This window comes from Caballeronia sp. SL1002 (genome assembly GCF_057814995.1).
The window spans coordinates 508174-520592 of the sequence record NZ_JBYMUW010000001.1 but is presented as its reverse complement, the minus strand read 5'-3'; the positions used below and the strand labels follow the sequence as shown (position 1 = coordinate 520592).

General features: G+C 61.1%; 9 protein-coding genes and 2 pseudogenes. 7 read left to right on the top strand and 4 right to left on the bottom strand.

The features are described 5' to 3' along the window. The first annotated feature begins 492 nt into the window (after nt 1–492). The 4 genes from AC3D25_RS02500 to AC3D25_RS02485 all read left to right on the top strand — a co-directional run bounded on the left by AC3D25_RS02500 (nt 493) and on the right by AC3D25_RS02485 (nt 4968). Nucleotides 493–1635: a glutathione-independent formaldehyde dehydrogenase gene (locus AC3D25_RS02500; RefSeq protein ID WP_488886902.1), complete on the top strand. Its 1143-nt coding sequence runs from the start codon at nt 493–495 to the stop codon at nt 1633–1635. Nucleotides 1636–1936: 301 nt separating this feature from the next. Continuing rightward, on the top strand, nt 1937–2614 hold the full coding sequence (locus AC3D25_RS02495) for an SRPBCC family protein (protein WP_488886901.1): 678 nt from the start codon (nt 1937–1939) through the stop codon (nt 2612–2614). A 10-nt stretch (nt 2615–2624) separates the two neighbouring features. Beyond that, nucleotides 2625–3797 (top strand): zinc-dependent alcohol dehydrogenase, encoded by a 1173-nt coding sequence (locus AC3D25_RS02490; RefSeq protein ID WP_488886900.1) that lies wholly within the window; start codon nt 2625–2627, stop codon nt 3795–3797. Nucleotides 3798–3837: 40 nt separating this feature from the next. Further along, on the top strand, nt 3838–4968 hold the full coding sequence (locus AC3D25_RS02485; RefSeq protein WP_488886899.1) for an SMP-30/gluconolactonase/LRE family protein: 1131 nt from the start codon (nt 3838–3840) through the stop codon (nt 4966–4968). Nucleotides 4969–5501: 533 nt separating this feature from the next. Here AC3D25_RS02485 and AC3D25_RS02480 read toward each other — a convergent pair. Both AC3D25_RS02480 and AC3D25_RS02475 read right to left on the bottom strand, forming a co-directional pair. Continuing rightward, nucleotides 5502–6350 (bottom strand): NAD(P)-dependent oxidoreductase, encoded by an 849-nt coding sequence (locus AC3D25_RS02480; RefSeq protein WP_488886898.1) that lies wholly within the window; start codon nt 6348–6350, stop codon nt 5502–5504. Between the two features lie 447 nt (nt 6351–6797). Beyond that, nucleotides 6798–6935, bottom strand: coding sequence for an EthD domain-containing protein (locus tag AC3D25_RS02475; RefSeq protein ID WP_488886897.1), 138 nt, complete (start codon nt 6933–6935; stop codon nt 6798–6800). Between the two features lie 348 nt (nt 6936–7283). Between AC3D25_RS02475 and AC3D25_RS02470 the strand changes: the two are divergent. Then, nucleotides 7284–8143 (top strand): annotated as a pseudogene (locus tag AC3D25_RS02470) (LysR family transcriptional regulator). A 290-nt stretch (nt 8144–8433) separates the two neighbouring features. Here the strand turns inward: AC3D25_RS02470 and AC3D25_RS02465 are convergent. Both AC3D25_RS02465 and AC3D25_RS02460 read right to left on the bottom strand, forming a co-directional pair. After that, nucleotides 8434–9264 carry an SDR family NAD(P)-dependent oxidoreductase gene (locus AC3D25_RS02465; RefSeq protein ID WP_488886896.1) on the bottom strand — a complete coding sequence of 277 codons (831 nt, stop codon included), beginning with the start codon at nt 9262–9264 and terminating at the stop codon, nt 8434–8436. Between the two features lie 62 nt (nt 9265–9326). Continuing rightward, nucleotides 9327–10076, bottom strand: coding sequence for an SDR family oxidoreductase (locus tag AC3D25_RS02460; protein WP_488886895.1), 750 nt, complete (start codon nt 10074–10076; stop codon nt 9327–9329). Nucleotides 10077–10179: 103 nt separating this feature from the next. On the opposite strand from AC3D25_RS02460, the gene AC3D25_RS02455 reads away from it, so the two are divergent. Together AC3D25_RS02455 and AC3D25_RS02450 are read left to right on the top strand one after the other, a co-directional pair. After that, nucleotides 10180–11097 carry an AraC family transcriptional regulator gene (locus AC3D25_RS02455; RefSeq protein ID WP_488886894.1) on the top strand — a complete coding sequence of 306 codons (918 nt, stop codon included), beginning with the start codon at nt 10180–10182 and terminating at the stop codon, nt 11095–11097. A gap of 313 nt (nt 11098–11410) precedes the next feature. Continuing rightward, nucleotides 11411–12364, top strand: a pseudogene (locus AC3D25_RS02450) (IS30 family transposase); the annotation flags it as partial. Between the last annotated feature and the right edge of the window lie 55 nt (nt 12365–12419).

Below are 12419 nucleotides of genomic sequence, written 5' to 3'. Positions count from 1 at the left end.
TTCCCTAAAGGCCGCTTGTAAAAGTTGCAGCAGATCGGCAAGGAAACCATCCGGCGATGCTTGGACAACTCTTAAGCGGACGTCTACAGACCTGAACCGACAACGACACCAACCACCGCCAACGACCGCCAACGACCGCGCCACATGGACCGCAGCCGGTAGCTCCGGCCTGCGCGCGTGTCATTACATGCAACGTGCCGACGCGGGCACGCCAATAGCTGCGAGTCGAGGCACTTACCGTCAAAGTCAAGTCAACGACGCAAAACCAACAAATTAGGGTAGCTACAGACTTCCGGGTTCTAACTGCTCATAGCTGGTCGTGGTTGTGAGGCGACGGTCGGGATAAGGAAGGGGCACGACCTTACGTTCGGGATAGGCATCGCCAACCAGAGACCGACCGTCCCACAGGTGCGCCTGTGGGTTTGTCGACGTCATGAGCTGCCAGGCTGTTTCTGCGGCTCAGGCTTCCAGTCGCCTTCACAGGAGAAAGATATGAAAGCGGTTGTATATCGTGGCCCAAACCAGGTCGCCATAGAAGACGTGCCCGATCCGAGGATTGAGCGTCCAACCGACGCCATCGTCAGAATCACGAGTACCAACATCTGCGGGTCCGATTTGCACATGTACGAGGGACGAACGGACTTTGAGCCAGGCCGCGTCTTCGGTCACGAAAATCTGGGGGTGGTACAGGAAGTAGGCCCGGCCGTTGAGCGGATCAAACCCGGAGACTGGGTGTGCCTCCCGTTCAACATTAGCTGTGGCCATTGCGTCAACTGCGGGCGCGGCCTCACCGCGTTTTGCCTGAGCGCGAATCAGCCGGGAATCGCTGGCGGCGCTTTCGGATTCGCTGACATGGGTCCGTGGCCGGGCGGACAGGCCGAATATCTTCGGGTACCTTGGGCGGACTTCATGTCTTTAAAGCTGCCGCCGGACGCGGAGCAGAAGCAGACCGACTACGTCATGTGCGCGGACATCTTTCCGACCGGATGGCACGCGACCGAACTCGCCGGAATGAGGCCCGGCGACGCTGTGGTGATCTATGGCTCGGGACCAGTGGGTTTGATGGCCGCGCACTCGGCCATGATCAAGGGCGCGCGCAGCGTCATGGTGGTGGACTGCCATCCCGACCGGCTGAAGCTTGCCGAGTCGATCGGCGCAATCGCGATCGACTATTCGAAGGAGGATCCGGTGCAGCGGGTCATGGACCTGACGCACGGCTTGGGCGCGGACGTTGGTTGCGAGTGCGTCGGCTACCAGTGCCACGATCCGGCTCCGCATCGCCACGAGAACCCCAAACTGACGATGAACAATCTGGTGTCGTCGGTCAAGTTCACCGGCGGCATCGGAGTAGTCGGCGTGTTCGTTCCAGAGGACCCGGGTGCGCACGACGAACTGGCGAAGCAGGGAAAGATTGCCTTCGATTGGGGCAAATGCTGGTTCAAAGGCCAGCACATAGCCACCGGGCAATGCAACGTCAAGGCGTACAACCGGCAATTGCGCGATCTCATCGACGCGGGCCGCGCAAAGCCCTCGTTCATCGTTTCGCATGAGTTAAAGCTCGACGACGCGCCGGACGCCTATCGACACTTCGACGTGCGCGAGCACGGCTGGACCAAGGTGGTCTTGCACCCCTAAGTCTGGCGATGCGACGCGGCGATCTGGCGGCAAAAGCAGTTGCGCCAATCAGTCGTCCATGGAGACGCGAACCGGCCAATGGCATCTGCTGCGATGCAGCCCGTGGTGCAGTTACGCGAACGATGGACCCGCGCGCGTTGAGCGCAACGCAACGAACATATCTCACCGACCCCGCTGAGCAAATCAGCCCGGATGGTGGGACTTATCTTCGGAGCTCATGATGGCAAGCAACGTACCTATGCAACCGCGTGGAGTCTCGCAGCGCGGCCAGCCCACTTCTCGCATCTCCGCCGGCGGTTCGATGCAAGGCATGCGCTGGATCCCCGCTGCGCTCAGCGCTGCCTTCATTGTGTCCGGGCTCATGGGCCGAAAAAATGGCGTCGTGGCCCTGGCGCTGAGTGCGTGCGCCGGCATAGCCGTGGTGAATGCGGCATGCGCGGCGCCGCTTCATCGCGGCCGCGCCGATGATAACGACGACGCCCGAAACAGCGACGCCGAGCCGGAGGTGGAGCGCGCCATCACGATCGGCAAGACTGCGGACGAACTTCGTCAACGTTGGCTCGCCCCTCAAACGATCCCGCAAATCATGGAAGGCTTCGCGACGGTGCACGCGACCGGGCAGGGCCGCATGCGCTGGGAGGTAACGATGCCGCTCGGTCGCGCCTTCGAATGGAAATCCGAGACCGTCGAGAGGCCCGGCGGAGGCGTTGGGTGGCGCTCGCTACCTGACGCCGCCATTCCAAACGAGGGGTCCGTCCGCTTCGAGCCGGCCCCGAACGACCGCGGCACTGTGGTGACACTGCACATTCGGCTCGACCGGCCCGGCGGCATCCTCGGGGAAGGGCTGCTGAACCTCTTCGGACGCGCGCCGCTCAAGCTGGTCGCTGACGGAGCGCTGCGGCGCTTCAAGAGCCTCGTCGAAACGGGCGAGATTCCGACCACCGAGCGGCAGCCCGCTGCTCGCGAGAGCAAGCGCTAGGGAGAGCAACATGCGAGCACTGTACTGGAACGGCGTCAACGACCTGCGCGTCGGGACTGTGAAAGACCCGGAGATCGTCAACCCCCGCGACGCCATACTGCGCGTCAGTCTGTCGACGACCTGCGGCTCGGACCTGCACTTCATCGACGGCTACATTCCGACGATGAGGTCGGGCGACGTCATCGGTCACGAGTTCATGGGTGTAGTGGAGGAAATCGGCCCCGAGGTGAAGCGGATCGCGAAGGGCGACCGTGTCGTTGTTCCTTCATTCATTGTTTGCGGCCAATGCTGGTATTGCCAGCATTCCCTCTACTCGTTGTGCGACAACACGCACCCCACGCCCGAATTACAGGCGCCGCTGCTAGGCGGACAAACGACGGCAGGCATCTACGGCTACACCCATGCCTTTGGCGGCTATGCGGGCGCGCATGCGCAGTTCGTCCGGGTACCGTTCGCCGACAACGACTGCTTCAGGATTCCTGACGGAGTCGCGAACGAGACGGCGCTGTTCCTCTCGGACGCGGCGCCGACCGGCTACATGGGCGCCGATTTCTGCAACATCCAGCCGGGTGACACAGTCGCGGTTTGGGGCTGCGGCGGCGTAGGCCTGATGGCGCAGCAAAGCGCGCGTCTGATGGGTGCGGAGCGGGTGATCGCCATTGACCGCTTCCCCGAGCGGTTACGAATGGCGCGTGAGCACGCCGGCTCGGAAACGATCGACTACACCGAGGTCGACAGCGTTCCGGATACGCTCAGGGAGATGACGGGTGGACGCGGCCCTGACTCGTGCATCGATGCCGTTGGGATGGAGGCGCACGGCACCGGGCCGCAGTATGCGTATGACCGCGTCAAGCAGGCCCTGCGCCTCGAGACAGACCGGGGCCAGGCGCTGCGTGAGGCCGTGATGGCGTGCCGCAAAGGCGGCACGCTGTCAGTGCTCGGCGTCTATGGGCTGATCGACAAGTTTCCGATGGGCGCCATCATGAACAAAGGCATGACCGTGCGCAGTGCGCAGCAGCATGGGCAAGCTTATATGGACCGTCTGCTCGCGCACGCACAAAAAGGCGAGCTGAACCCGGCCTACCTCGCCACTCACCGCTTTTCACTGGAAGAGGCGCCACGCGGCTACGACATGTTCAAGCACAAGACCGATGGCTGCGTGCGTGCCGTGTTCGCGCCGTGAGTTTGCCGTAGATCGCAAATGCCGCACCAGGAGATAAATCATGCCCCGATTGACAGCCGCGTCCGCTGTCGTAGCGATGACACTTCTAGCGCATGCATCGTTCGCGCAGGAGCAACCCAGTCCTTCGCCTGACCCGGCGCGACTGCAACAGGTCGCCAGCTTCGAGCACCAGGTCACCGGAGTAACCGTCTCGGCGGATGGGCGAATCTTCGTCAATTTCCCGCGTTGGACAGAAGATGCGCCGATCTCGGTTGCCGAAGTGACCCGCGACGGCCAGATCAAACCTTATCCGGACGAAGAGTGGAATGCCTGGCGCAACGAAAAGAAAAACCAGCTGTCCGCCACAGATCATTTTGTGTGCGTCCAGAGCGTCGTGGCCGATGCGCACGGCGGCCTTTGGGTGGTTGATCCAGCCGCGCCCGCCACAGCATCGATTGTGGCGGGCGGCCCCAAGCTGGTGAAAATCGACCTCAAGACGAACAAGGTTGCGCGGGTCATTCATTTCGACGAGACAGCGGCCCCGCAGGGAAGCTATCTGAATGATGTGCGGTTCTCGCCAGACGGTCAATATGCCTATCTGACCGATGCTGGGGTCAAGGGCGCGCTACTTGTTGTGAACCTGCAGACGGGCAAGGCCCGACGCGTGCTCAGCGGCCATCCGAGCACGCAGCCGGAAAAGGACGTGGTGGTCAAGACCGACGGACAGGCGTTGCGCCGACCCGATGGTCGTGGGGTCGAATTCGCCGCAGACAGCCTCGCGCTTTCCGCCGATGGTCGGACGCTCTATTGGAAAGCGCTGACCGGCCGCACGCTCTATCGAATCGCGACGAGCGCATTACAGGACCTGCGTCTGTCGGAGAAGGGCCTCGAGGGTCGTGTAGAGCGTGTCGCCCAGACCGAGCCAACGGACGGTCTTTGGATCGACAAGCGTGGGCGGCTCTATCTGAGTGCTATCGAGCAGGACGCAGTTAAGGTCCGGGACGGAAATCGCATCACTACTCTCATAGAGGACAAGGGGCTGCGCTGGCCAGATACGTTTTCGGAGGGACCCGATGGGACCATCTATGTCACCAACTCCCGCATCCAGGACATGAGCTGGTTCAAGCCCGAGAATGGCCCACGCCTTGAGACACATCTGTGGCGCATTGAAACGGCGCGCGCGCCACAGTGACTCGCAGGACGAGACTTGAGCGCCGCCTCCTTGAATCCAATGTACCTTGAAGTGGCAGTAAGCGATAGGCGCCGCCTGCACGGCGGTCTTTTCGGCAAGGGCCAGGGGATCCCGACTACTCGCTCCGGCCATCGTGTGGTCAACAAAGGTAGCTTCTGGCCAGACCCAGCCCGATCGCGAACGGCGAGAGTCAATCTTGAACGATGCCGTCATCGTCCAAAAGCAAAACCGGAAGTACAACCCGGACGGCTCGCTCACGCTGCATTTCCAAAGGCCCAAATGTCTTTGTGGAGGTCGTGACGAAAGTCTCTTATTGGCCGGTTTCCGAAGCTCGCGGTTCGAGCGCCGACCAAAGCGCTGCGACCGCGAGGCGAATTCGCTACCGGACCCAAAGCTGCCGTTGGGTCTTCTCCAAAGCGGCCGATCAACACGCGTCACCCAGCATCAGGGTGACGGATTTACACCGAATTCCTCGAACCAACTTGCGCTTGAGCGGTTTTTTGCGGCCACTCTTGATTGCACGTAGTAGCCTGTTAGCCGTGCTCTATTGTGAACTTCGCAATTGCGGACCAGTCACGATCACTGAAACCCGCGTCTACGGCGTCACGCATGCGGCCGTGAACGACATCAAGCATCGGCAGTTCGCGAGCCGCATCGGCGGCGGCCTCCTTGGCCAGACGAAGATCCTTGAGGCCAAGCGTTGCCTTGAAGCCGGGTTGATATTCATTCCGGATGATATTGCCGGAATAGGTCTGATAGGGGCGACTGCCGAACAGCGTACCCAGGATCAATTCGAAGAAGCGCGCTCGCGAAAGTCCGTTCGCCTCCGTTAGAACTACGGCTTCCGCCATTGCCTCAATCGCCATCGTGATCATCATGTTGCAGGCGATCTTGGCAGCTTGGGCCATGGGCGGCTCATCGCCCATGTTCCAAACCTGTTTGCTAATGACTTCCAGCGCCGGCTTCACTTTTTCCAGGGCAGCCGGCGCACCGGCAGCGAGGATGTTGAGTTCGCCCTTAGCGGCGACGTCCGGCCGCCCCAGCACTGGAGCCGCCACATAGGCGATACCTGCCTCGCGATGGATCGCCACTAGTTCCTGTGCGAACGCCACGGAGATTGTCGATGCCACGACATGCACCAGGCCCGACCGCACCTGAGACAGCAACTTCGCGTCAACCAGGATCTCGCGAATCGCCGAGTCGTCGGACAGCATCGTCAAGGCCATGTCGGCCTGCAACGCTTGCACAGGCGTATCCACCATGCGCACACCATCGACATGGCCGCCTGAACGATTCCAGGCTGTGACGGTATGACCGCCAGCAACCAGGTTGCGGGCGATTTCCCGGCCCATCGCCCCTAAACCAATGATTCCAATTTGCATAAGAGTGCCCTGCCAATAGGCATGGCGCCGTCCAACCGGTGCCTGCCGGGTTTCAATCAAAGTCGGTGCCGATGAAGGCCTGACACCATGCGTTAACGTCCTCGCGGAACGCGACCAGTTTGCAAACGGCGATGCCGCAGGCAAATGGTCCCAAGCACAGGTGGAAGGGCGGTTCTTCGGCCTGTTTGCCATCATTGCTATCGCGATCGACGCGTCGCTGGCCAGCTGCCTGTTCGTAGTCGCTGATCTAGTGCTTCGCCTTAGCCCAGCGCTCGCAGGGCCTCCGGGTTGCGAGCCCCCGCCACTGGGCAGTCGCCTCGCGCAGCGACCGCCTGGGCGAGGTGTTGAGACGCTCGGTGCGGGGGGCAGCATTTTTCCAGAAGGCCAAGATCTTTCTCCATTTTTGCGAGTGAGAGGCGCGAAGCGCCGATATGGAATTGACGCCGCTCAGAGCGGCGTGAGGCGCCAGCGTGCGGGCGCAAGGTCCGTGAAACCCGGAACGTCGGCCATGACCTCCTGGGCTTCCGGAGATCGGAAGGCCGTTTCGATCGCCGCGATGGTCCGAAAACGGCATTCACAAATCACAAGGGTGCCGGCATGCTCAACGGCGGGAAGAAAGCCGCGTTGCTCTCAAGGCCGTAGCGCTGCCATGCCTGCATCACCAGCGGCAAGTGACGCTCGATGTAGTAGCTCCGATTGAAACGGTCGCCTGGCGCACCCTCGTAGGTGACGTACACAGTCGGCAATGCAGGTGTGACATGAGAATTCCCCTTTGCAAATGTCTCCCGAGCTGTCCCGGCCCGGCAGCTGGATCCCCGATCAGGCTAGCCGCGAGGTCGTTTCGACATGGACGGAGCGAAGTTTCGCGCATTCACTATTGTTCGGCAATTCAATATAATGAACACTGTCCGTTCATTTTTGTGGGTGGTGAATATGGAGTGGAGCGATGTGCGGATCTTCCTTGCAATAGCGCGCACTGGAACATTGGGCGCGGCTGCGCGACTGCTGCATCTTAGCCATCCGACTATTGGACGACGGCTCCGCGCGCTGGAAGATGCCACCGGGCAAGTGCTGTTTCAGCGAACAGCCGAGGGTTTTGTGCTGACGGAGGAAGGCACCGCCATCCTGCCTCTCGCCGAGCAGATGGAAGACAGCGCGCTAACCATGGAGCGGCGGCTGGCCGGTGAACAACAACAGCTGGAAGGAAAGCTCCGGGTGTCATCGGCCGACTGGTTTGGCACCTATGTCCTGCCACCAATGATCGTGGAATACTCGCGCGAGTATCCGCATGTTGAGATCGAGGTCCTTACGGGAACGCGCCTGTTCAACCTCGCTCAGCGCGAAGAGTACGTTGCTTTTCGTATAGTTCCATTCGACGGGCCCGACATCGTGCAGAGACGGTTGACCCAGATGCGATATGGCGTCTACGTGGATCGCGCGAGCGCCGATCCGACGGAAGGTGACGGCACGGGGAACCGCTTAATCGCGATGGATACGTCCACGGGTAGCTTTCCTGATATCGAATGGCTAAAAAATCGTTTCCAAACGCTGGTGTCGTATTGCAGTCGAACAACCGTAATGTGCAAGCCCAGATGTGTGGCATCGGTTTGGGAATTGCTGTACTGCCGCGACCTGTCGGAGATCAGGTCGGGACCATTCGCAGGCTCGAACTGAATGAAGATCCACCGCATCGCGAGATGTGGATGGGCTATCACCGCGATCTCCGGCGGCTACGTCGTCTGCGCGCGTTCGTGGATCTCGTCGCAAACACCTGGCCAGTTAGTCGCACTTAGGTTCTCAGACGCTTCAGCATCGCCATGAGTCGCGGTGTTGGCCGCGTGTTTTTGCAAACGGCTCGGACAGCGACAGCTCCGTGCCGATCACGGTCCGATGCCGATCGCAAGCGGCTCTCGCCAGCGTTCGACTCGCGTCGGACCGTAGGCGACCCTGAGCCGCCGTCCAATTCGCGCGACTTGAGCGGCTCCTTCGGAAGTGCACCTGCCGTCCGCTCGTCGGATATGCCGAGCGAACGCTCTGCCGCGGTCAGTTCAACAACAGCGGAATTTAACGCTGAGACCGAGTCTCATGCAAACAGCCCGGTTTCATGGCGCTCCGACCCAATCCATCGCTCCTTCCGAACGCGCGTCAGACTTAATTTCCATGGGATCGTTTCCCCTCCAGCGAGTGAACGTCCCTGTGAGGCCGTCCGGACCCAGCAGTGCAACGCGCGCCGCCTCGCAAGCGCCTTCCTCCACCGTTTCGGTGCCCGCATATCCGTTGAAGTTCGTCCTGGTAAAGCCGGGGAGACGGCATTGACCTTGATACCTTCCGGCTCAAGTTCGACGACCATGGCGACCGTCAAAGCGTTGAGAGCCGTCTTGGACGCCGGGTAGATGGGGCGAAGATCGCGCGGTAGGGGAAGGCCGAGTTCGAGTTCGAGTTCGTCGTAAGCGACCCAACGCCCACTCCACACGTTAGCGATGCGGAGCCCGGCGTCTTGCGCAAGAGTGGCGGCATCGCCTGTACACAGCCAGCACGCCAAACACATTGATGTTCCACACCGCGCGCTTTCATCGAGGTCCACGTTGCTGGGGCGCGTCGTCTTCGCATATCCCTCAGCGGACTGACCGGCCTGCTTCGTCGTATTCGAAATGGCCGCGTTCTGGAAAAGCACGTCAAGGCGGCCGATTCCGTTTCGAATGCGCTCTGCCGCAGATGTGACCGAAGTTTGATCCGTCACTGCGAGTTGGAGCGCGACGGCACCCAGCCCGACTTCCGTGGCCGCAGCCTCGCCGCGTCCGAAGCTGCGACACCCGACGAGCACAGTCAAGCCGCGTGCCGCGAGACCCTTCGCAACCTGAAGACCGATTCCTTGATTCGCCCCGGTTACGACAGCAACGGGTTTGTCGTGCATAGCAATCTTCTAATGTAGTGCGCTCGCGCGCGTACAAGGCATCTTCAATCCGTGCCGCCTGGTCAGCGAACCTCGGCCGCCAACGCTTCGGCATCTGCGCCGGCCGGCACGCGCATGGGCGATGACGGGTCTGTCGCTGCGCGCCACACGGCCTCGGCGACATCCTGCGCGCGGGTGATCGGCAAGGAGGTATCCTGCAGTCCTGCGATAACTTTGCTGGCGAGATCAGCGTAGGCCTCATGGTCGAGACCATGCATCCGGGCGCGGGCGTTCTCGCCGAACCGGGTATCGGGCGCGCGGCCCGGCAACACCAGGCGCACCTGCACGCCAAACTGCTCCAGTTCCACCGCCATTGAGGCGGTAAATGCGTTCACCGCTGCCTTGCTCGCGCTGTACGCGGCAATTAGAGGTAGCGCCTTCAGCGTGACGCTCGACGTGACATTCACGACGACGCCGGCTTTGCGCTGCCGGAACTGGGGCAGCACGGCCTGCGTTACCGCGATCGTGCCAAAGGTGTTGGTCTCGAAGATGTCGCGTACCGTCTCCAGTGCGACTAGTTCCGCCGGCGAAGCCGCGCCGAAGCCAGCGTTGTTGACGAGCACGTCGATCGGGCCGGCCGCCTGAACCGCTTTGCTGATACTTTCTGAATCTGTGACGTCGAGCGCCAGCACGCGTAAGCGCTCTGAATGCGGCAGCAAATCGGTGCGGGGCGTGCGCATCGTCGCGACGACCTGCCAGTCGTGGGCCAAAAAATAGCGGGCGATCTCGAGGCCGAATCCGGACGAGCAGCCGGTGATCAATACGCTTTTCATGAAAACTCCTGTGTGAGGTGGTTTGCGTCTGCACGTACGATAGACCGCCACGGCCGTACTCACTACAATCGAAAATCCGAATTTCATTTGCAGGAGTCCGGCGATGACTGATCCGTTGGCTGAAGTCGTGACGCTGCTGCAGCCGGGCGCGCGGTTTTCCAAACTGGTTCTGGGCGCGGGCCCATGGCGCATTCGCCGCTCCGATAGCGGTCAGCCGCTCTACTGCGTAATCCTCGATGGCACGTGCCGCATGGCGATCGACGGACGCGAGCCCATCGAGCTCGTCTCGGGAGATTTTGTGCTGATTCCGGCGGCCTACGGCGTGGCGATGTCCAGCCTCGTGCCGCCACCGTCGGGTGTCGAAACGCTCGCGCCAATCGCGCTTGGCAACAATGAATTCCGAATCGGGGAGCCGGATGGCCCCGCCGATTTGCGAATGATGGTCGGCCATTGCAGCTTCGGTTCACCCGATGCTTCGCTGCTGGTCTCTTTGCTACCGCAAATCGTGCACGTCCGCGGCGTAGAACGGCTGGCCACTCTCGTGCAACTCGTACGAGACGAATCACGCGCGCTGCGGCCTGCGCGCGAAGTCGTGCTTTCACGACTGCTGGAAGTGCTGCTCATTGAGGCGCTGCGGTCCACGGCGGAAACGACTGCGTCGCCGGGACTGGTTCGCGGGTTGTCCGATGCCCGCCTCTCGGCCGCGATTCGCGTGATGCACGAACACCCTACGCGCGCGTGGACGGTTGCCGAACTCGCGAAGGAGGCGGCACTGTCGCGCTCAACCTTCTTTGAACGCTTCAACCGCGCGGTCGGGGTGGCGCCCATGGCGTACTTGCTCACCTGGCGCATGGCGCTCGCGAAGGACCTGCTACGCCGTAATGAAGGCGGCGTCACCGAGGTTGCACAGCGTGTTGGCTACAGCTCCGCCAGCACCTTCAGCGTCGCCTTCACGCGGCACGTTGGGCGGCCACCTTCTCAATACGCGCGCGAGGAGCAGGTGACCACCGAAGACACGTAAGCCATCGGAAGCTCGCTGTTTCCGGTGGCCGTAAGGCCAAGGAGCTCGGTGGTTCAAAGCCGATTCACCAGTGACGGCTGTTAGAGCAAAGCCATCCGAACGTCCGAGCGAGGGGATAAACGAGTGACGCTTCCTGGCCGGTTGCCGAAGTTCGCAGTTCGAATGCGGGGCATGCGCCGCGACCGCGGGGCGAGTTCGGTACGCGACCCACATCGGACAGCGAAAGTGAACGGAATAAGTGGCCGCTTCCAATGGCGGATTCAACCGGTCGATGCAACACCTAGAATCAGCGTGAGCAGCCGAGGTGTTGCAAATGAAGCAGCGACCGAGAATCTATTACTCTGAGACCCAGAAAGCGCTGATGTGGGATCGATGGCGCAAGGGCGATACGATTCATCAGATTGCCAAACTGTTCGATCGAGGCCATTCTTCGATTCAGGGAATACTATCGGAGACTGGCGGCATCCAGCCGCTGCCAAGACGCCGCGCGCCACGGGCATTGACGCTTGCGGAGCGCGAGGAGATCTCCCGCTCCGTGGTGTCCGGTTTATCGATTCGGTCGATCGCAGCCAGGCTGGGACGCGCTGCTTCCACGATAAGTCGCGAGTTGCAGCGCAACGGAGGCAGTCAAGGCTATCGAGCGAGCCAAGCCGATGCGATCGCCTGGGAGCGGGCACGTCGGCCGAAGGTATGCAAGCTGGTGCGAAACCAGACGCTGGCGCGAGTCGTGGCTGCAAAGCTTAAGCTGCAGTGGTCCCCTGAGCAGATTGCTGGTTGGCTAAAACATGCTTATGCGGTCAACAAGGAATATCTGGTGTCGCACGAGACAATCTATCGGAGCCTCTATATACAAGCCAGTGGTGCGTTGAAAAAGGAATTGCTCGAGCACCTGCGACACTCTCGAATCATGCGCCGGTCCCGTCACCACACAATGAAAACTGAGGGGCGCACGAACATTCGCGACGCCGTGTCGATCAGTGAACGTCCTGCTACGGCGGAAGATCGCGCCATACCCGGGCACTGGGAAGGTGACTTGATGTATGGCAACGCTACGAGTCAGATCGCAATTCTCGTCGAACGTCAAAGTCGATTCGTGATGCTGGTCAAAGTCGCCAGCAAGGATTCTGAGGCTGTGGTTGACGCGCTGATACGACACGCCAGCAAGTTACCTCGGGAACTATATAAGTCGCTGACGTGGGACAGGGGTTCGGAAATGGCCGATCACAACCGCTTTACTGTTGCTACCGACATCGAGGTCTATTTCTGTGTAGTGGTCTAATTTCCTCGGACAGGTCGATAGGAGGACAATCCTGAATCGACGA

Bases quoted from the DNA above. Each gene is read 5' to 3' on its own strand.
- AC3D25_RS02460 (WP_488886895.1), bottom strand. From the start codon at position 10,076: ATGAAAAGCGTATTGATCACCGGCTGCTCGTCCGGATTCGGCCTCGAG.
- AC3D25_RS02485 (WP_488886899.1), top strand. From the start codon at position 3,838: ATGCCCCGATTGACAGCCGCGTCCGCTGTCGTAGCGATGACACTTCTA.
- AC3D25_RS02490 (WP_488886900.1), top strand. From the start codon at position 2,625: ATGCGAGCACTGTACTGGAACGGCGTCAACGACCTGCGCGTCGGGACT.
- AC3D25_RS02495 (WP_488886901.1), top strand. From the start codon at position 1,937: ATGCAAGGCATGCGCTGGATCCCCGCTGCGCTCAGCGCTGCCTTCATT.
- AC3D25_RS02500 (WP_488886902.1), top strand. From the start codon at position 493: ATGAAAGCGGTTGTATATCGTGGCCCAAACCAGGTCGCCATAGAAGAC.
- AC3D25_RS02480 (WP_488886898.1), bottom strand. From the start codon at position 6,350: ATGCAAATTGGAATCATTGGTTTAGGGGCGATGGGCCGGGAAATCGCC.
- AC3D25_RS02465 (WP_488886896.1), bottom strand. From the start codon at position 9,264: ATGCACGACAAACCCGTTGCTGTCGTAACCGGGGCGAATCAAGGAATC.
- AC3D25_RS02455 (WP_488886894.1), top strand. From the start codon at position 10,180: ATGACTGATCCGTTGGCTGAAGTCGTGACGCTGCTGCAGCCGGGCGCG.